The 19117-nt window shown below is 63.3% G+C and carries 14 protein-coding genes and 2 tRNA genes; 9 read left to right on the forward strand and 7 right to left on the reverse strand.

The features are described from left to right. Positions 1-122 precede the first annotated feature (122 nt). Positions 123-1367, forward strand: coding sequence for a uracil-xanthine permease family protein (locus ACYQ00_RS09165; RefSeq protein WP_460031833.1), 1245 nt, complete (start codon positions 123-125; stop codon positions 1365-1367). Between the two features lie 133 nt (positions 1368-1500). On the opposite strand, the gene hisA is transcribed toward ACYQ00_RS09165, so the two are convergent. From hisA to ACYQ00_RS09190, 5 genes are all read right to left on the reverse strand, one after another. After that, on the reverse strand, positions 1501-2232 hold the full coding sequence (gene hisA, locus ACYQ00_RS09170; protein WP_460031834.1) for a 1-(5-phosphoribosyl)-5-[(5-phosphoribosylamino)methylideneamino]imidazole-4-carboxamide isomerase: 732 nt from the start codon (positions 2230-2232) through the stop codon (positions 1501-1503). 3 nt (positions 2233-2235) lie between these two features. Beyond that, the gene (locus tag ACYQ00_RS09175; protein WP_460031835.1) at positions 2236-2961 is read right to left on the reverse strand and encodes a hypothetical protein; all 726 of its coding nucleotides are present in this window, start codon (positions 2959-2961) and stop codon (positions 2236-2238) included. Further along, complete coding sequence (gene hisB / locus ACYQ00_RS09180; protein WP_460031836.1) at positions 2961-3548, reverse strand: imidazoleglycerol-phosphate dehydratase HisB; 588 nt, start codon at positions 3546-3548, stop codon at positions 2961-2963. The genes ACYQ00_RS09175 and hisB overlap by 1 nt, the downstream gene beginning before the upstream one ends. A gap of 105 nt (positions 3549-3653) precedes the next feature. Then, positions 3654-5309, reverse strand: coding sequence for a hypothetical protein (locus ACYQ00_RS09185; protein ID WP_460031837.1), 1656 nt, complete (start codon positions 5307-5309; stop codon positions 3654-3656). Position 5310: 1 nt separating this feature from the next. Then, a complete protein-coding gene (locus ACYQ00_RS09190) occupies positions 5311-5877 on the reverse strand; it encodes an HD family phosphohydrolase (protein WP_460031838.1) in 567 nt (188 codons plus the stop codon). A 324-nt stretch (positions 5878-6201) separates the two neighbouring features. On the opposite strand from ACYQ00_RS09190, the gene ACYQ00_RS09195 reads away from it, so the two are divergent. From ACYQ00_RS09195 to ACYQ00_RS09210, 4 genes are all read left to right on the forward strand, one after another. After that, positions 6202-7809 carry a PSP1 domain-containing protein gene (locus tag ACYQ00_RS09195; protein ID WP_460031839.1) on the forward strand — a complete coding sequence of 536 codons (1608 nt, stop codon included), beginning with the start codon at positions 6202-6204 and terminating at the stop codon, positions 7807-7809. A 53-nt stretch (positions 7810-7862) separates the two neighbouring features. Then, complete coding sequence (gene metG, locus ACYQ00_RS09200; protein WP_460031840.1) at positions 7863-9827, forward strand: methionine--tRNA ligase; 1965 nt, start codon at positions 7863-7865, stop codon at positions 9825-9827. A 74-nt stretch (positions 9828-9901) separates the two neighbouring features. After that, a tRNA-Met gene (locus tag ACYQ00_RS09205) sits at positions 9902-9978 on the forward strand. A gap of 141 nt (positions 9979-10119) precedes the next feature. Beyond that, a tRNA-Met gene (locus ACYQ00_RS09210) sits at positions 10120-10196 on the forward strand. A gap of 103 nt (positions 10197-10299) precedes the next feature. Here the strand turns inward: ACYQ00_RS09210 and ACYQ00_RS09215 are convergent. Both ACYQ00_RS09215 and wecB read right to left on the reverse strand, forming a co-directional pair. Beyond that, a complete protein-coding gene (locus ACYQ00_RS09215; RefSeq protein WP_460031841.1) occupies positions 10300-11703 on the reverse strand; it encodes a KAP family P-loop NTPase fold protein in 1404 nt (467 codons plus the stop codon). 72 nt (positions 11704-11775) lie between these two features. After that, positions 11776-12900: a non-hydrolyzing UDP-N-acetylglucosamine 2-epimerase gene (wecB, locus tag ACYQ00_RS09220; protein WP_460031842.1), complete on the reverse strand. Its 1125-nt coding sequence runs from the start codon at positions 12898-12900 to the stop codon at positions 11776-11778. 277 nt (positions 12901-13177) lie between these two features. Between wecB and ACYQ00_RS09225 the strand changes: the two genes are divergently transcribed. The 4 genes from ACYQ00_RS09225 to ybeY all read left to right on the forward strand — a co-directional run bounded on the left by ACYQ00_RS09225 (position 13178) and on the right by ybeY (position 18842). After that, entirely contained in the window at positions 13178-14413 is a 1236-nt protein-coding gene (locus tag ACYQ00_RS09225) for a DUF2325 domain-containing protein (protein ID WP_460031843.1), read from the forward strand. A gap of 423 nt (positions 14414-14836) precedes the next feature. Continuing rightward, complete coding sequence (locus tag ACYQ00_RS09230) at positions 14837-15832, forward strand: PhoH family protein (RefSeq protein ID WP_460031844.1); 996 nt, start codon at positions 14837-14839, stop codon at positions 15830-15832. Further along, positions 15798-18248, forward strand: coding sequence for an HD family phosphohydrolase (locus ACYQ00_RS09235; RefSeq protein WP_460031845.1), 2451 nt, complete (start codon positions 15798-15800; stop codon positions 18246-18248). Before ACYQ00_RS09230 ends, ACYQ00_RS09235 begins: the two co-directional genes overlap by 35 nt. Before the next feature lie 33 nt (positions 18249-18281). Next, the gene (gene ybeY / locus ACYQ00_RS09240; RefSeq protein WP_460031846.1) at positions 18282-18842 is read left to right on the forward strand and encodes an rRNA maturation RNase YbeY; all 561 of its coding nucleotides are present in this window, start codon (positions 18282-18284) and stop codon (positions 18840-18842) included. The last annotated feature ends 275 nt before the right edge of the window (positions 18843-19117 follow it).

A 19117-nucleotide genomic window follows, 5' to 3' on the forward strand; every position in this document is an offset into this window, starting at 1 on the left:
GATGGCGCTACCGGAAGCGGGAATGGGACGTGGGAAATGTTGCAGACGGGGGCGAGGCCCCCATTTTTTGCGCGCGAAGACGGCAATTCATACCAACCATATAGCAGGGAAGGAGACGCGCCATGGCAGAACTGTCGGATCCGGTGGCCTATCGGTTTCGTCTGCAGGATGCGCCGCTTGGGGCGCAGATGCTCTTTGTTGCATTCGGCGCACTGGTGCTCGTGCCACTGTTGACGGGCCTTGACCCCAATGTGGCCCTGTTCACGGCCGGAGCCGGGACACTGCTGTTCCAGGCGGTCACCAAGGGCAAGGTGCCGGTGTTTTTGGCTTCTTCCTTTGCCTTCATCCCGGCGCTTATTTTTGGCGTCAAAACCTGGGGCATTCCGCCCACCCTTTGCGGTCTGGCAGCCAGCGGGGTGGTGTATGTGCTGCTGTCCATGGCCATCAAGGTCCGCGGCCCCGAGGTGCTGGAGCGGTTTCTGCCGGCCGTGGTCACCGGGCCGGTCATCATGGTCATCGGCCTCAAGCTTGCGCCAGTGGCCGTGAACATGGCCCTGGGCAAGGCCGGTGATGGTTCCATCCAGCTGGTGCCGGAAACGCCGGCCCTGTTCGTGTCCATGGTGGCCCTGGTCACCACCATGCTTGTATCCATCCTGGGGCGGGGCTGGTTCAAGCTGCTGCCCATCCTGTGCGGTGTGGCGGCGGGGTATGCCACGGCGCTGCTGTTCAACATGATCAGCTTCGATGTGGTGCGCAACGCGGCCTGGCTGGCCATGCCGGCCTTTGTGGCGCCGGTCTGGAGCTGGGAGGCGATCCTGTACATCCTGCCCATCGCCATTGCGCCGGCCATTGAGCATGTGGGCGACGTGCTGGCCATCGGCCAGGTGGCGCACAAGAATTTCGTGAAGGATCCCGGTATCCACCGCACCCTGCTCGGGGATGGTCTGGCCACCACCCTGGCGGCCATGCTGGGCGGGCCGCCCAACACCACCTATTCGGAAGTTTCGGGGGCCGTGGCCCTGACCAAGGCCTTCAATCCGGCCATCATGACCTGGGCAGCCATCACGGCTGTAGTGCTGGCCTTTGTGGGCAAGCTGGGGGCGCTGTTGCAGACCGTGCCGGTGCCGGTGATGGGCGGCATCCTGATCATCCTCTTCGGCGCCATCACCGTGGTGGGCATGAATGCGTTGGTGCGGGCCAAGGATGACCTGTTGAATCCGCGGAACATGGTCATCATTGCCGTGATCCTGGTGTTCGGCATTGGGGACATGGGCCTGGGCATCGGTGATTTCAGTCTCAAGGGCATCGGCCTGGCCGGCGTGGCTGGCATTGTGCTGAATCTGATCCTGCCCCGCCGGCACGAATAGGCGCTCCCTCTTTTTCCTAAAAGATTCGGCCGGGAATGACGTGGACGCGTCATTCCCGGCCGTTTCTATTGTCCCCTTTTTGGAGGGGCGCGGGGGAACTCAGTTCCCCCGTCTGTCTTTCATTTCTTTTTCCCTACACCTGCTTGAGCCAGGCCAGGGCCTCGGCCACGTCCAGGGTGCCTTCGTAGATGGCGCGGCCGGAGATGACGCCTTCCAGCCCGTGGGAGGCGAGGGGGGCGAGGGTTTTGAGGTCGTCCATGGTGGAGACGCCGCCGGCGGCCAGCACGGGCAGGGTGGTGGCGTGCACCAGGGCTTCCATGGCCGGGTAGTTCACGCCGCTGTGCATGCCGTCGCGGCTGATGTCGGTATAGATGAGAAAGGCGGCGCCGTCGGCTTCCAGGCGGGGCAGGACGTCCATGACGGTCAGGCCGGCGTCTTCGACCCAGCCTTTGGTCTTGAGGCGTCCGTCGGCCGCATCCAGGGAGACGCCGATCTGGCCGGGGCAGGCCTGACAGAGGGCCTTGAAGGCCTCTGGCTCCTTGAGGGCCATGGTGCCGATGATCAGACGGGTGACGCCGGCGTCGAGATAGGCCCTGGCTGTGGACAGATCGCGAATGCCCCCGCCCAGCTGGAGCCTGGGCGCGCCGGGCAGGGCGCAAATGGCCTCGATGATGCCGCGATTGCGGGGAGCGCCGTCAAAGGCGCCGTCCAGGTCCACCAGATGCAGCCAGGAAACTCCCAGGCTGATCCAATGCCGGGCCATGGCCACGGGATCGTCAGAAAAAACGGTGACCTGATCCTTGAGCCCCTGCTTGAGCCGCACGCAGCGGCCGTCCTTGAGGTCGATGGCGGGGAAGAGCTGCATCGTCTAGAGCCCCATGCGCGCCACGGCCTGCTTGATGCCTTCCCGGCCCAAATCCGTGGCCAGCACGAACTGCCCATTGCGGGAGAAGAACTTGCCCACGGTCAGCAGGTTGGCGGACAGGGGGACCTGGGATTCGGCGTAGCGGTAGTGGCCCACAATGGAGTGCTCGCGCACGTCCACCACAAAAAAGTCCAGCACCACGCCGGCCGGGCGGTCGGAACCCATGGGGCCGCCGCGGCGCTCCACCCAATACGCCACCTGGGGTACCAGCAGGTGCGAAACCCCGGCGCAGCTGCCAATCTGCACCCAGCGGTCCAGGGCGCGGGCATGCTGGGCCGCCGGCACGGGCACGGCGCTCATGCAGCCGGCCACCTGCTCGCTGGGAGCCAGCACGTGCATGGAGGACTGCAGTTCAAAATTCAGCTGCTGCAAGGCAGCCTGGGGCGCGGTTTCGCTGCCGGGAGGAATATCCCCGAACAGGATTTCCTTTTCGAAAAAGACCTGGGTGAAGGGCGCCACAGCCACGGCGCTCACGCCCATCTCGGCCAGGGGGGAGACCTGGGCCGTTTCTGCAGCGCCGCCCCTGGCGGTGGCGGGATTGCCAGGGGTGGTGGGGTTGGCGGGCTTGGCCTTGCAGCCTGCGGCGCCCACAACCAGGGCCGCGGCCAGGCAGCAGACGAGGCACAACACGATGCAACGCGGCTGGCGGATGCGAGTGATGGTTTCCATCAATCCAGACTCCCTTTCGTGCTGGATACGCCGCTGCGTTCGATGCGGACAGCCTCATTGAGGGCCAGTCCCAGCCCCTTGCAGGCGGACTCCAGCAGGTGATGGCCGTTCAGGCCGTAACAATAGTGCAGGTGCAGGTTCAACTTGCCTGCCACTGCGAAAGACTTGAAAAATTCCCGCCATACATCCTTTTCCTGCCCGGCGATGACGGCGGGCAGGGGGGCATCGTCATAGACGATCCAGGGGCGGCCGGAGAGATCCACGGCCACCTCGGCAATGGCTTCGTCCATGGGCACCTTGGCGTTACCCACGCGGCGGATGCCTTTGCGGTCGCCCAGGGCCTGCAGAAAGGCCTGGCCAAGACAGAGGCCGAGGTCTTCCAGGGTATGGTGGGCGTCCACTTCCAGATCGCCGGTGCAGGTCAGGTGCAGGTCAAAGCCGGCCCAGAAGGTGATCAGGGTCAGCATGTGGTCCGCAAATCCCCAGCCGGTGGAGACGTCCGCCGTGCCTGTCCCGTCCAGGGTCAGGCGCAGGCTGATCTGCGTTTCCTTGGTGTTGCGCTCGATATGGCCGTGACGTGTATGCATTGGCTGAGATATGCCTGTTTTTTGTGGAGTGGTCAAAACAAACTGCCGGGACACAGCAGGAATCCGCAACGTTAACCGTTTGAAACAGCAGGGTTGACGCCCCGCTCACTGCTTTTGCGGCGGCGTCGGGGGCGGTGCCTGGGGGCTGGATGCCTGGGGGCTGGATGGTTTGGGTGCGGATGATTGGGCTGAAGCCGCAGAAGCGGGCGGCCCATGCGGCGGACCCGTCCGGGGCATGGCCGGCTGTCGTGCTGACCCTGGGCGCAGGGGCGACTGCCGGACCGATCCCTTGTGCCCCCGCAGGGCCCTGAGCAGGGCGGCCAGCAGCAGGCGAAAATCCCCCCGCACGGTGCGGGTGAGGGTGTATTGCTGTTCCAGGACGCGCTTTTGCGTAAAACTCAGCGGGATGCCCGGCAGGCGGACCCAGGGGGTGATCAGCCCCACAGGCGCAAAAAAACGCACCCGCTGCCAGGGTTCGCGAAGCAGCCCGGCGGAGCGCGGCGGCAACGGCTCCACCCCCACCAGCCGCAGCCGGCCGGTCAGCACGTCCCAGAGCGAGGGCAGGTGGCGGACCAGGAAATGGTTGGAACTGAACGTCCGCATGCGGAAGCGCCTGAGCCGCATCTTGCCGTCCGCGGTTTCCCGAGCCTCGCCGGAGACGGTGGCCATGTAGATCAATCGCTTGCGGGGCTGGGCCAGATGCATGGCGTACATGCCTGCCAGCACGGGCGAAAAGATGAGCAGGATGAGCCCGGCCAGGGCGCGTTGGGCCAGGGCATTGACGGTGTCCAGGGGCGGATGGGCCGGCTGCGCGCCGAGAAAGTGTGGATCCGCCGCCAGGGCCACAGCCTGGTCCGGCATGCGGAAGAGCAGACCGGCCTGAATCACCGCCCGCTCCACGCGTTGCAGCGGGCCGATGATGCAATCCCCCAGGGCCACGGTCTCACGCAGGGCCGCTGCCCGCTCCACCACCGTGCCGGGAGCCAGGGTCACGCCGGGGCCGATCTCGGCATCGCGGCAGATGTGACAGTGTTCGCCCAGGAGGACGGGGGCCCGAAGCCGGGCCGTGGGGTGGATGGTGCAGTGCCGGCCCACGTACACGCCGGGCTCCAGCCGCAGGCCGGGGCGGTCTGCGCCGTCCAGCTCCTTGCGCAGGATGCGCATGGTGCACTTGTGCAGGTCGGCCAGGCCTTCCAGAGGGGCCACGGGCACCGGGGCTTCGCACAGCCCCACCCGGGCGCCGGCGTCCCGCAGGGCCTTGGCCAGGGTGGTGAAGTCGTCGCAGGGCAGGGTGGCCGGCAGGCCGAGCACGGCCTGGTTGCAGCAGAACAGTTTGGGCGCGGCGCCAGGCTGTTTCTGCCCGCTTTCCGGAGCCACCACGGTGCAGGCATTGTGGTACCGGCGGTGTTCTTCCAGAAGAAGCCGCGCGGAGGGGCCAACCAGATGCGGAAAGGGCAGCACCAGAAAATCTTCGCCCAGATGCCCGCGCAGGCGGGTCAGGGTTTCCATGAGCGTGCCCTCGCCGCGGGGCAGCCATTCCACGGCCAGGGTCTCGGGCAGCCGGCCGCGGACCAGTTCCATGGCTTCGAGATCTCCGGGCCCGTGCAACAGATGGCAGCGGCGGATGCCACCAGCCGCCAGGCCTTCCAGCATGCGCAGCAGCAACGGGCGGTTGGCCAGCGGCAGCAGCCAGAACGGAGACTGTCGGGAAATGGACGCCGGCAGGGGGACGCGGGGCGCGAGAAAGACGCAGGCGTCCATATCAGGGTTCCACGCCGATGCCGATGCGGCAGGCCAGGCCGGCCATGGCTTCGATGGACAGGGCCAGGAATTCGTCCAGCGAGAGGCCCAGCTGCTCGCATTCCCGGATGCGGTCCCGGCTCACATTGGCAGCAAAGGCTTTGTCTTTCATCTTCTTTTTGAGGGAGGAGGCCTTCATCCCCTCAAAGCCCTGGGGCCGGACGTAGGCCGTGGCAAAGACCAGCCCGGTCACGGCCTCGGCGCAGCGCAGGGCGTAGTCAAACGTGCTCTGCGGGGCAATGCCGGTATATTCCTCATTGTGCGCCAGGATGGCCTGCAGGGCCTCGGGCGGCAGCTGCCCACCCAGCATCTCCACGGCCATGGGGCCATGCCGGGCGGGATCCTGCTTGGTGAGGGGGAAATCCAGGTCGTGCAGGAGGCCAGTGCGGGACCACGCTTCCTGATCGCAGGGCGCAAGACGCGCAGCCAGGGCGGCCATCACGGCCTCGCTGGCCTGGGCGTGGTTGAACAACGACTGGTCCGGGTCCTGGGCCTTGAGCAGGTGCAGGGCGTCGTCTCGACTGAGCATGGGGAACTCTCCGTGGTGTTCTTCTTGTGTCAGACGGCGAAAAAATGCAAGCGTTGCGATGGGGTTTGCCCGCCCGGAGGCGACGCGCTTGCCGTTTGGTCCAAAATGCAGTACTCGCGGCGGATGGTCCCAGACGAGACGCATATCCCTCCCCCCGATTCGGCCCCGCCGCCCGCACAGGACGCCCCTGCCGTTCCCGACGCCAACGCATCAGACGCTGCCGAGGCTCTGCCTGTGGAGACGGTGTCGGTTCTTGCGCCCGAGACGAAGCCGGCGAGCGAGCCTGCTGCGGGTGAAATAATTAATGAAAACACGCAGCCAGCCATGATGGTGCCTCCTTCGGGGCACACAGCGCAGGCAGCGCCGCACCTGGAGCCAGACCGGCCAGCCCCGAGCCTGGAAAACGAGGTGGCGCTCATGCCGGCAGCGGAACTGGCCGTGACGGAACTGGCCGCCAAAGCCGGGCCGCAGCATCCGGACAGCCAGGGCGATCCGCTTCCGCCGGTGCTGCCGGAGGCGCCTCCGCCTGTTCCGGGCGAGGGCGTGGTGGGGCTCAAGTTCCGCGAGCACGGGCAGTTGTATTTCTTCCAGGCCGCCGGTGTCGAAGCCGGCCCGGGCGACCATGTGCTGGTGGAGACCGAGCAGGGCCTGTCCATGGGGCTCGTCTCCCTGGTGCTGGCCGGCCGGGAGCAGATTCCACCGGATTACGCCAAGGATCTGGTGGGGCAGGAGCTCAAGCCGCTGCTGCGTCTGGCAAGCCCCGGGGATCTTGATCGCCACGCCGAGAACCTGGAGCGCGGCCGCGAGGCCTGGCATGTCTGCCGCCGTCTGGTGCGCGAACACGATCTGGACATGAAGCTCGTGGACGTGGAAGTGCTGCACGATCAGTCCAAGATCCTCTTCTATTTCACGGCCCCCAACCGCATCGACTTCCGCGAGCTGGTCAAGGATCTGGTCAAGGAATTCCACACCCGCATCGAACTGCGGCAGATCGGCGTGCGTCACGAGACGCAGATGATCGGCGCCATCGGCAACTGCGGTCTGGTCTGCTGCTGCCGGCAGTTCCTGCGCAAGTTTGCCCCCGTGACCATCAAGATGGCCAAGGAGCAGAACCTGTTCCTGAACCCGACCAAGATTTCCGGCATGTGCGGCCGGCTGCTCTGCTGCCTCTCCTTTGAGCAGGAGAATTACGAGCACTTCCACAAGCAGTGCCCCAAAATCGGCAAAAAGTACCTGACGACCATGGGCGCGGTGAAGGTGCTGCGGGCGAACTTCTTCCGCAACTCCCTGAGCGTGTATGTGGAGGGCGACGAGGAAAAGGAAATCACCCTGGAAGATTGGGAGGCCATGGAGCCCCGGCGGCCGGATCCCAATCAGCAGAATCAGCAGCATCAGCAGGAGCAGCAGGCCAAGGCCGGCAAGGGTGACCGGCAGGGACGCGCGGACCGATCGGACAGGCCGGAGAAATCTGACAGCAGATCCGACAGGCCGGAAAAGGGCGAACGTGCCGAACGCCCAGATCGGGCAGATCGCCCAGATCGGGCAGATCGCCCAGATCGGGCAGATCGGGCAGAGCGTCCAGATAGGGCGGATAGGGCAGATCGTCCGGCCCGGCCCCGTCCGGACAAGCCCCGCAAGGAGCGCGCCCGTGAGGAGCGCCGCCAGGAGCTGGCCGCCCAGCAGACCCGCGAGGCGCTGGCCGCAGGCAAACACGACACGCCAGCCCCCGAAGCGGCCCTGGCCGGAGAAGCCGCCGGGCTTGCCCCGCAGCGTGCCGACGCCGAGCAGAGCCCGCCCCAGAGCGCCGATGGCCAGCCCCGCAAGTCGTCCCGCAGTCGCCGCCGCAAGCGCAAGCCGCGGCACAAGCGCAGCGGCTCCGCCGGTGGCGATGGCGGCAGCGCCGGTGGCGAGTCGTCTTCTCCATCTGAATAGTCGCCGGACCGCAGCCGGTTTTCCCTTCACCTTTCTTGCATTTGGATTCCATCATGGCCGATTGCTTCTACATCACCACACCTATCTATTACGTTAACGCCAAGCCGCACCTGGGCCACGCCTATACCACTCTGGTGGCCGATGCCATGGCCCGCTACCAGCGCGCTCTGGGCAAGGAAACCTTCTTCCTGACCGGTACAGATGAACATGGTGACAAGATCGTCGAAGCCGCGGAAAAGGCCGGCCAGACGCCGCGGCAGTATGTGGATGAGATCAGCGGACTCTTCCAGAGCCTCTGGCCTCAGCTTGGCATCAGTAACGACGCCTTCATCCGCACCACCGAACCCCGGCACATCAAGGTCGTTCAGGCCTTTTTGCAGAAGATTCACGACGCCGGCGATCTGTACTTCGGTGAGTACGGCGGCCACTACTGCACCGGCTGCGAGCGGTTCTATACCGAAAAAGAACTTGTGGACGGCAAGTGCCCCCAGCACCTGACCGCACCCACCTTTATTCAGGAAAAGAACTGGTTCTTCCGCATGAGCCGCCATCAGGCCTGGCTCATCGACCATATCAAGGCCAATCCGGACTTCATCCGCCCCCGTCGGTACCGCAACGAGGTCCTCAGCCTCCTGGAATCCGGCGCGCTGGAAGACCTCTGCATCTCCCGCCCCAAAACCCGCCTGACCTGGGGCATTGAGCTGCCCTTCGACACCAATTACGTCTGCTACGTCTGGTTCGACGCGCTGCTCAATTATCTCACCGCCCTGGAATGGCCCGACGGCCCCGGCATGCGCTACTGGGACGCCGCCCAGCACCTCATTGCCAAGGACATTCTCAAGCCCCACGCCATCTTCTGGCCCACCATGCTCCACGCCGCGGGCATGCCGGTCTACAAGCACCTGAATGTCCACGGCTATTGGCTCGTCCAGGATACCAAGATGTCCAAGAGCCTGGGCAACGTCGTCGCCCCCCTGGACATGGCCGCCAAGTACGGGCTGGACGCCTTCCGCTACTTCATCTACCGCGAAATGCACTTTGGCAGCGACGCCAGCTTTTCCGAAGACGCCCTGGTGGGCCGCATCAATGCCGACCTGGCCAACGACCTGGGCAACTGCTGCAACCGCGTGCTCTCCATGACCCAGAAATTCTGCGGCGGCGTTGTCCCCACCTGCGGCCCGCTGACGGAAGATGATCAGGCCCTGGTGGACCTGGGACTGAACGCCGTGACCAACTTCCAGCAGCTCTTCGGGCAGATGGAGTTCTCCAAGGCCCTGGAAGCGCTCTGGGAACTGGTGCGGGCCTGCAACAAGTTCGTGGATCAGGCCAAGCCCTGGGCCCTGGCCAAGGCCGGGGATCAGGCCCGGCTGGATACCGTGCTCTATGTGCTCCTGGAGGCCCTGCGCAAGGTGGCCCGCCACCTGCTGCCGGTCATGCCCACGGCCGCCGCAACCCTGCTGACCCAGCTGGGCTGCGACCCCGAGGCCCTGCCGCCCCTGCAGGGCGAGGTGGAAGGCTGGAACGGCCTTGTCCCCGGCGTCACCCTGGCCGCCGTCTCCACGCTCTTCCCCCGGGTGGAGCCCCCGGCCCCGGCCGAGCCTTCCGAGCCGTCCGGTCCTGCGCCCACCGCAGCGAAGCCGTCGGCCAAGGAAAAGAAGGCCGCCAAAAAGAAGGAACCCGCCGCGCCGCCCGCGGAAATCGAATTCGAGGACTTCCAGAAGCTGGACCTGCGCGTGGGCACGGTGCTGCAGGTGGACAAGCACCCCGACGCGGACAAGCTCCTGCTGGTCAAGGTGGACCTGGGCGAGCCCGAGCCGCGGCAGGTGGTGGCTGGCATTGCCGCCTTCTTCACGCCCGAGACCCTGGTGGGCCGTCAGGTGGTGGTGGTGGCCAACCTCAAGCCCCGCGAGCTGCGTGGCCAGGTTTCCCATGGCATGATCACGGCCGTGCGCACGCCCGAAGGCATGGAACTGCTGACGGCCAGCGGCCCCGTACCTGCCGGCAGCCGGGCGAGCTGAGATAACTTTTTTCAGAAAACTGAAAATAGTGGTTGACGGCTGGCAGGAAAGCACATAGAAACAACCTTCCTTGACGCGGGGTGGAGCAGCTCGGTAGCTCGTCGGGCTCATAACCCGAAGGTCATCGGTTCAAATCCGGTCCCCGCTACCAAGATCGCAAGGGCCTGTCGGCTCGACCGACAGGCCCATTTTCTTTGCGAAATTTGATGACGCAGGCCAATGGCCCCGCCCGCAATGCCGGAGCGGCCCAGCCAGACGCCAGCACCCACATGGCGCATCGCGCCACCAGTGTCGCGGGGTGGAGCAGCTCGGTAGCTCGTCGGGCTCATAACCCGAAGGTCATCGGTTCAAATCCGGTCCCCGCTACCAGACAGGACAGGGGCCTGCAGTTGAAGAGACTGCAGGCCCTTTTTCTGTTGCGTGCCAAGGCTGTATTGGGTTCGGAGGTGTTTGGCATCTGTCTCGTCTGTTGTTAACCTGGGTTTATGTTGGCAGCCAAGCTGACCATTTCGGCGAGCTTAGTGTAAAATGCTGGACCGTTAGATCGGTGCGCGAAAGACAAACTAAGTAGCTCATGATGCAATTGAATCGCATGATTTCTCAATGTTGGGTGTAAGGATTCATTCTTGGATATTATTTGAAAGTGTTCAATGTTCTTCTTAAATCGTTCAAAGTCGGGATCCGCTGCGACCAGCGCAGCGTACAGCTGGTCTTTTTCCTCGGAAGTGCCACTCTTGGTGGCGCTGATTGCTGGAGGCAGTGTTGCCAGGATTTCCTCTGGCCCAATGGTGTTGTGGAGAACACGCTTGAAGAGTTCCTGATTGGACAAATGAAGGACAATGAGAAGAATAATCAGCACAGGTTCAAGAGAATTCTCTTGCTGTTGGGGATCGGTCAAAACTTTAAGTCGTGTTAGACATCTTTCTGTAGAGCGAAGTGAAAGCTCAAAACTCTCTACAATGTACGTGAGGTAATTGATGTATGATTCTCTCCGATGTCGCCGGGCCATTGTGGAATTCTCGTGATCGGGGAAGATGTCAAGATTGTTGACGGTCTGAGTGATGAAGGCTTCCAGGCTCACCGCCGGGAGACTGTATTCAAGGTCAAAAAATCGCCGTAAATATTCGGCGGCCTCAATGTCAGCCCCATACACCGCCTTGGTGCTGGCGACGAGTTGCTTCTTGTCGATGGACACCACAAAAATAAGGTTCGGAACGTCGAAGAGATGTTTGACGCGCTCCAACAGTTCGATCGCAAACGTCGGGCGGCAGCGGTCTAGCTCATCGATGAAAAAGACGAGGTTGGTATTGCTTTTCTTTTCGGAAAGGTTTGCCACGGTTTCTGATAGCGCCTTCCGAAATTCATCGAGTAAATTCTGCTTCTTGGTGAACTCATCGATAATATTGTCCGCGGCAGTTCCGCAAAAATTTGCGGCTATTGTTTCAACTTCTTTGCTGCAATCAAGCATTCCATAAGTGGCTGCCTTGACGATGGCGACGGCACCATTTTTTGCTAAATTGGTAACAATCCCTTTGAGTTTCCCGAGGTGCGCTTGTACACCACTTTCTAATTCCTGGTCGCCAAGTGCAACTTTGTCGATTTGAGCAACCAAAGCAACCAGCGGGTCAGTAACATAGTCGACTTTCCAGGCATTAAAGTATGTGCATTGCACTCCTTGGTTTTGAAGATTCGCCTTGAGCATTTGAACAAATGTAGTTTTCCCAGTGCCCCACGGGGAGTCCAAAGCCATGACGAAAGGTCCATCCAGTTTCTGGATGAGGTCGGCCAGGAAAGTGACGTGTGGCTCCCGTTTCAAAGCGTCATTGGCAAAGGGTTTTTCACAGGTGACTTCGAGCTCTTTTACACGATAACTCATAGTTAGTCCTTATGTGATTTTAAAATATGATATCTATTAGCATTGGAATGTCAATAAAGAAGTTTTAATGCGTTAAAGAAGTCTATTCACTGTCTCCGCCACCCGCCCCGCCGCCCGCCCATCCCACAGCGGAATTTCTATCCTTCCCCGTCTCCCTCGCCCCCCCCGTTCCTCCCGCAACACTTCTTCCGCCGCCGCCTGTATCTCCTCCGCGCCCCCCGGCACAAGTCTGTTGGTGCCCAGCTCCAGGGTGATGGGGCGTTCGGTGCTGGGGCGGAGGGTCAGGCAGGGAACGCCCAGGGCCGTGGTTTCTTCCTGCAGGCCTCCGCTGTCGGTGAGGACCAGGGCGGCGTCCTTCCAAAGGGTCAGGAACGCCGCATAGCCCAGGGGCGGCAGCAGGCGGACGCCGGCGGCAGCCAGGGGCGCGAGCAGGGCGGCCGCCTCCAGCCGCTGGCGCGTGCGCGGGTGCAGGGGGAAGCACACCGGCAGGCGTGCCGCCAGGGCCATGAGCGCGCGAGCGAGGTCCTGCAGGCGGGCCGGCTGGTCCACATTGGAAGGGCGGTGCAGGGTGACCACGACGTAGGGGCTGCCCGGCAGGGCTTGGAGCTCGGGGCAGGGCAGGGCGAGGGGCTGGGATTGGAGCAGGGCCAGTTGCTGGAACAGCGTGTCGATCATCAGATTGCCCACCAGGTGAATCTGCTCCGGCTGCTTGCCCTCGGCCAGGAGATGCTCCACACCGCTGGGCTCGGTGACGAAGCACTGGTCGGCCAGGGCGTCGGTGAGCAGACGGTTGATTTCCTCCGGCATGCTGCGGTCAAAGCTGCGCAGACCGGCCTCCACGTGAGCCACGGGAATGTGCAGTTTGGCCGCGGCGAGGGCGCAGGCCAGGGTGGAATTCACGTCACCCACCACCACCACCTGCTTTGGCTGCTCAGCCAGGCAGACCCGCTCGAAGGCGACCAGTATGGCCGCGGTCTGTTCCGCATGGCTGCCCGAACCCACGCCCAGGGCATGGTCCGGGGCGGGCATGTCGAACTGGCGAAGAAATTCTCCTGAAAGGGCAGCGTCATAGTGTTGCCCGGTGTGCACGAAGCAAGGCCGCACCCGGTGTGTGTGACGGGTCCGCAACTCGCGCAACAGTGGCGCGAGCTTCATGAAATTGGGGCGGGCGCCTCCCACCAGCAACACAGTGCGCATTGGCGAGTATCCTTAAATAGAATGGATGCGACTCCGACAGGCTCCTGATTGCGCAAGACTAGATCCGCCAAGGGCATCCCGGCAAGCGCATCTTTTGGGGGGAGGCAATTATTGAGCAATGGCGGGAGTTGCGAGTGAGTTGTGAAAAACTGGAGCATTTTTTAAAAAAAGTCTGTTGACAATGAGAATGAATTTCAATACCAAACTAGACACGGACGGCGGCGCTCCCGCGCTGCCTCCGGCAACAGGAACCAACACCGTCAATGCAGGAGATCCCATGCTGCTCCTCGATCATCTCTCCCCGTCGGGCCCGGTGCAGGCGTCCATGTCCGAGCGGCGCGCCTTGTGGGAACTGCCGGATTTGCAGTGCGCCGTGGTGGGCACCTGTCTTACCTTGCAAGAATGCCGCCGGCTGGCGCGCAGGGGAGGGCTGACCCTCCCGGACGATGCCACGGACTATATGTTTCATTCCGCCCTGGTCCGGTTCTGCCGTGAGGAGAGCCGCACGGCCAAGCTGGTCCAAAAACATCTGGACCGCAAGTACATGCGCCATGTGCGTCAGGCGCTTCAGACGCTGGACGACAAGGAACGCCGGGCATATTGGAAAAAATGCGTGGCCAGCGGGGATATTCCCGGCCCGTTCTGGGCGCTGGTGACGCACCCGTATCTGGGCCAGGAGCTCTTTTCCGAGGTCTTCGGCCAGGTGCACATGCTCTCGCATCTGGTGGGGGCTTCCAACCGGGCCGATATCCGCCGGCTGCAGGTCCAGGAAACCAAACTGGCCGAGGTGGAAGAAACCCTGGCCACGGTCAAGCGGGCCTACCGGGCGCGGATTCGGGATCTGGCCAAGCGCAATCGCGAGCTGGCTGCCGAGAAGAAAGCCCCTCGCACCGGCGGCAGCTCCATCGCCTTCCAGCAGTTGTTCGAGTCGCTGCGGCTGGCGCACGAGGAACGCGCCCAGGCGTTGAAAATTGTGGAATCCCTGGAAAAGCGCCTTGCACACACCGAGGCCATGCTGGCCGAGAAAGGTGTGGAGAACGAGGTGCTGGAAAAGGAACTGGCCAGGGTGCTGGAAATGCAGGCCAGGCAGCGGTGCCCGCGCGAGGGCCTGGAGCCGGAGGCAGAGGGCATTGAAGGGCCGCGGCTGGGATGTCCGGATCAGATCGATCGCTCCCTGAATGGCAAGTGCATCCTGTATGTGGGCGGCAGGTCGGGCATGGCCGTGCACTATCGGGAGATGGTCGAAAGCCTGGGCGGTGAGTTTGTGCACCACGACGGCGGTCGCGAGCATGCCATTTCCCGCCTGCATCAGATTCTGCCCAAGGCCGATGCGGTGCTCTGCCCCATGGACTGTGTCAGCCACGAGGCCTTCCACTGCGTCAAACAGGCCTGTCGCCAGTGCATGAAGCCGTGTCTGGCCATGCGCAGCGCCTCGCTTTCCTCACTTTCCAAAACCCTGGAAGGTCTTCTGGACGCTTCCCGCCACGAATCCCAAGGAGAACAGTTGTCATGACCTGGGTTCCGAGCATTTCCTCACAGCAGCGGCCACGGACTTTTCTGGATAAATCACTGAAGCCCTTTCTGAGGGCTTCGCAGGAATCTCCCCGTCCCGCAGGGGAGCAGCCGGCCTCGGCAGATGGTCCTCTCTCCTCCCGGTCCAGCTGAGGAGGTCGGCGCGCCGCGGGCGCCGGGGAACTGGTCACTCTCCGGCGCCTGCAAATCCGGCGCAAAGCACGCGTAAGAACACGGTGTGCAACACGCGGACTTGACTTGTATGAAAAATGCTCCATACTCCAATGGATGCAGCATGAGGAGCATGGAGCCGGTGGCTGCAACGCATCACCATTCCCTCGCCGGCGGAGCAGGCCCGTTTTCGGGAGACTGTTTTGGCGCAAAATGCGCTGGAAACATCCCGAACATCGGGCTCGAGGCGTGAATGCAGGCGACTGAAGCCATTGAGCAAAGCCTGGAATTCGACGATCCCGCCCTGGCCCGAGAACTGTTCGGGCCGGGAAATTCCCATCTTGACGCCCTGGCCGCCAAGGCGGGTGTGGAGCTGCACAGTCGCGGCACCACGCTCACCGTGCGCGCCTGGGACAAGGTGCTAGCGGATCGCGCGGCCAATTGCATGGTCCAGCTGTACCGGCTGCTCAAGGCCGGGCATCCCCTGAACCGTCGCGATTTTTCCTTTGCCTGGGACACGCTGGTGCGTTCGCCGGGCACGGATCTCGTGCGCCTGTTCAAGGAGGCCGTCCTGGTGGCCTCGCCCAAAAAGACCGTGGCCCCCAAGACCCTGAACCAGCGCGCCTATGTGCAGGCCCTGCACGAGCATGACATGGTCTTTGCCATCGGCCCTGCCGGCACGGGCAAGACGTACCTGGCCGTGGCCCTGGCTGTGGCGGCTCTGATGCGGCGGGAGATCCGCCGTCTGGTGCTCACGCGCCCCGCCGTGGAGGCAGGGGAGCGGCTGGGCTTTTTGCCGGGCGATCTGACGGAGAAAATCAATCCCTATCTGCGGCCCCTGTATGATGCGCTGCATGACATGCTCGAAGCGCGCAAGGTGCAGGAAATGCTGGAGACAGGCGTGATCGAAATCGCACCCTTGGCCTTCATGCGCGGCCGCACCCTGAACGACAGCTTCATCATCCTCGACGAGGCGCAGAACACCACGCCCGAACAGATGAAAATGTTTCTGACCCGCCTGGGCTTCGGCTCCAAGGCGGTCATTACTGGCGACGTCACCCAGATCGACCTGCCGGCTGCGGGCCACAGGGGGGTGCGGTCCGGTCTTGTCCAGGCCCGGGAAGTGCTCAAGGGCGTGGACGGCGTCGCATTTGTGCAGTTTGAAGAGGCGGATGTCATCCGCCATACTCTCGTGGCCCGCATCGTGAAAGCGTATGAACGTTTCGAAAATGCCCAAGACCAGCCTTAGCGCGCTACTGGCCCCCGGCGCATTGGCCCGTCTGGCCGATGGGCTGTGCACGCACGTCGGCATGCTGGCTTTTATTCTGTCCCTGGGGGCCATGAGCCTGCTCGTGGGCGTGCGCCACACGCCCGGAGTCAAGGTGTTCGCCGAAGGCGAAATCGCCACCCAGGACGTCATGGCCAGCCAGGACATGCTGGTGGAGGATCGCAACTCCACCCTGGAGAAAATCCGCCGCATTGCCGAAAACCAGCCCCCCATTTTCGACCTCTCCCGAGACGCCGCCACGCGCATGGCCTCCAGGCTGGAGGCGGTCTTTGCCGTCCTGAACAACGCGACCATGGAAAGCATGGAAGACGCGCGCTGGCAGGCGGCGGAACTGATCAACCGCGAGCTTTCCCGCACCAGCTTCCATCTGTTGCGGGATGCGGAATTGCAGAGCTTTATTCGCAACGATGTCCGGCAATGGCTTGCGGACAAGCTGCAGGAAGGCGTGGTCCTGGATTCGCGCATGCTGGAGAAATTCCCGGCGGGCATCGTGGTCCGGCAGGCGCCTGACGGTGTGGCGGGCATTGTCGGCGCCGCGGAGGTGCTGCGCTCGGATCTAACCCAGATTCGCGACGTGGATGATCTGGTCCGTGAGCTGGAGCAGTACCTGCGGCGGGATCTGAACAAGAGCCTGCGCATCCGCTCCGCCATCATGGAACTGGTGGAACCGCTCATCGGCTCCTCCCTGGCCCTGAACCCCGAGGCCACCCGCGAGCGCATCGATACGGTGATGCGGTCTCTGGAGCCGGTTTTTTACCACATCCGCCGCGGCGAGATGGTCGTTCGCCAGGGCCAGCGGGTCGGGCCGCAGGAACAGCTCAAGCTGCAGGCCCTGTACACCCAGGTGCCCGACCACTTCGATCCCCTGCGCCCCCTGGGCGTGTTCCTGCTCAGCCTGCTTTTTGCCGGCGGCATGATCGTTGCACCCAAGGGACGCTTCTTCCGCCCCGTGACCAACCGGGACGCCCTGCTCATGACCGGACTGGTGCTGCTCTTTGCCTGCGGCACCAAACTCCTGGCCGCCATTGAGGCGCCCCTGAGTGAACGGCTGGGCTTGCTGAGTGGCGATCTGCTACCCCTGGTGGCGCCCCTGGCTGGTGCCGGCGGGGTGCTGGCGCTGTATTTTTCCGCGGCGTCCTGCGTCTCCGCCGCCATTCTGCTGGCGTTTCTTTGCGCGCAGATGGCCGGGGGCGGGCTGGAACTCTTCTGCTTCTACTTCCTCGCCTCCATCTCCATGAGTCTGCTCATCAAGCATACGGAGACGCGAACCGAGGTCCTGCGCAGTGTCCTGCCCCTGACCGGCCTGCTGCTCCTGGCCTGGATAGGCATGCACCTGCTCAGGGCGCAGACCATGGATGGAATCTGGGCCGGCGTCATCTTTGTGGTGGCCCACGGGCTGCTCTCGCTGCTCTGCGTGCTGGCCCTGGGCCCCATAGCAGAAATGCTCCTGGGCTACACGTCGCGCTTCCGCCTGCTGGAGCAAATGAGTCTGGAACAGCCGCTGCTGCAGGAACTGATGGTTTCTTCTCCGGGCACCTACCATCATTCCCTCATTGTGGGGAACATGGTGGAGGCCGCGGCCCGGGCCATCGGCGCCAACCCGTTGCTGGCCAAGGTGGCGGCCCTGTATCACGATGTGGGAAAAATCAAAAATCCTCAGTATTTTATTGAAAACCAGATGGGTTGTCGCAACAAGCACGACAAGCTCGCCCCCTCCATGAGCGCCCTCATCCTGGTGTCCCATGTCAAAAAGGGCGTGGAGCTGGCCAAAAAGCACAAGCTCTCCCCCGAAATCATTGATATTCTGCAGCAGCACCACGGCACCAGCCTCATCCGCTTCTTCTTCGCCAAGGCCCAGGAACAGGCCGAGGCCAAGGGCGGCGAGCCGGTCTCCGAAGCGGATTACCGCTACCCGGGCCCCAAACCCCAGACCAAGGAAGCCGGCCTGGTACTCCTGGCCGACGCCATCGAAGCCTCCGGACGGACTCTGGTGGAGCCCACCCCGGCGCGCATCAAGGCCCATGTGGATACCATTATCCGCAGTATCTTCACTGACGGGCAGCTGGATGAATCCGAATTGACCCTCAAGGATCTGACCCAGGCCAGCAGTTGCTTTGTGCGGATTTTGAACGGCATTTTCCATACCCGCATCGAGTATCCCGAAGCCCGCAAGGATGCCAAACCCTGCGCTTCCGGTCCGCTGCCCGGCGCGGTGGCCCACCCCGGTGCCCAACACGGTGCGCATGGCGCTCCCCCGGCGGGCCCGTCCTCCGGCCCCCTGCCGCTGGTCGGCCCCACACGGCCCCCGGAAGCCCGCGGGGAAATGCATGCCGAAGTCCCGGAAATGGGCGATGTCATCAAAGGCCTGCTACAATAATACCCATCGCGCCAGACCCCATAAGGAGACGCCATGATCACCCTCACGCGCAACACGCCGCGCGGCTACCTCGTGACCACCTCGCGCGTGGAGATGGACGCCTTTGTCACCTGGTTGCTGGAGCGTCTGGGGCTGGGCGGGAGCCTGGTGGAACTAGACCTTGTGGATGACGCCACCATCGCAGAATTGAACAGTGAATTCATGGGGATGTATGGCCCCACCAACGTCCTTTCCTTCCCCGACACCGACGACCTGCACTGCGAGGCTCCGCAGATCGTCGGCGAGGATTTCCTGCCCGAAGACTACGCCGACGATGGCCGGGACTGTCTGGCCAATCAGGGCGATCCAGCCAGTGATGATGACGGTGAGGACGGCGAGCCAGATCCCGACCGGCCCATGCGCCTGGGCGCGGTGGCCATCTCCCTGGACACCTGCGCCCGCGAAGCCCGGCTCTATGGCCAGTCCCCCCGCGAACATTTCTACCGCCTGCTGTGCCACGGCATTCTCCATTGCGCCGGTCTGGAACATGGCGAGGAAATGGAACTGATCACCGACGAGGCCCTGGACGAAATCCGCACCTGGGAAGCCGTGTAGCTGATTGGATGCCGCGCCACAGCTGGAGGCGTTCGGCCCCGGCGCAAGGCGTCCTGTGCGGCATCAGGATGGAATCTGGGCGGAATCTGGCCGGAATCTGGCCGGGGTGGGGCGTTCGTCCTCCCCGCAGGCAGGGAGCGTCGGCCCGTTGCACGTCGCATTCAGCTTCCGGAACGTCCATACGGTCAGCAATGTAAGCCATTGCGGCGCGGGTGTGGTTGTGATACGAGACGGATCGTATTGAAAAGATCCCTTCGTGTTCACCTTCACCCAAG

This window comes from Megalodesulfovibrio paquesii (assembly GCF_054653055.1).

Coding starts and splice junctions, on each gene's coding strand:
- ybeY (WP_460031846.1), top strand. CDS start 18,282: ATGATCACCCTCACGCGCAACACGCCGCGCGGCTACCTCGTGACCACC.
- ACYQ00_RS09230 (WP_460031844.1), top strand. CDS start 14,837: ATGCAGGCGACTGAAGCCATTGAGCAAAGCCTGGAATTCGACGATCCC.
- ACYQ00_RS09235 (WP_460031845.1), top strand. CDS start 15,798: ATGAACGTTTCGAAAATGCCCAAGACCAGCCTTAGCGCGCTACTGGCC.
- ACYQ00_RS09175 (WP_460031835.1), bottom strand. CDS start 2,961: ATGGAAACCATCACTCGCATCCGCCAGCCGCGTTGCATCGTGTTGTGC.
- ACYQ00_RS09215 (WP_460031841.1), bottom strand. CDS start 11,703: ATGAGTTATCGTGTAAAAGAGCTCGAAGTCACCTGTGAAAAACCCTTT.
- ACYQ00_RS09225 (WP_460031843.1), top strand. CDS start 13,178: ATGCTGCTCCTCGATCATCTCTCCCCGTCGGGCCCGGTGCAGGCGTCC.
- ACYQ00_RS09165 (WP_460031833.1), top strand. CDS start 123: ATGGCAGAACTGTCGGATCCGGTGGCCTATCGGTTTCGTCTGCAGGAT.
- metG (WP_460031840.1), top strand. CDS start 7,863: ATGGCCGATTGCTTCTACATCACCACACCTATCTATTACGTTAACGCC.
- ACYQ00_RS09185 (WP_460031837.1), bottom strand. CDS start 5,309: ATGGACGCCTGCGTCTTTCTCGCGCCCCGCGTCCCCCTGCCGGCGTCC.
- ACYQ00_RS09190 (WP_460031838.1), bottom strand. CDS start 5,877: ATGCTCAGTCGAGACGACGCCCTGCACCTGCTCAAGGCCCAGGACCCG.
- hisA (WP_460031834.1), bottom strand. CDS start 2,232: ATGCAGCTCTTCCCCGCCATCGACCTCAAGGACGGCCGCTGCGTGCGG.
- hisB (WP_460031836.1), bottom strand. CDS start 3,548: ATGCATACACGTCACGGCCATATCGAGCGCAACACCAAGGAAACGCAG.
- ACYQ00_RS09195 (WP_460031839.1), top strand. CDS start 6,202: ATGATGGTGCCTCCTTCGGGGCACACAGCGCAGGCAGCGCCGCACCTG.
- wecB (WP_460031842.1), bottom strand. CDS start 12,900: ATGCGCACTGTGTTGCTGGTGGGAGGCGCCCGCCCCAATTTCATGAAG.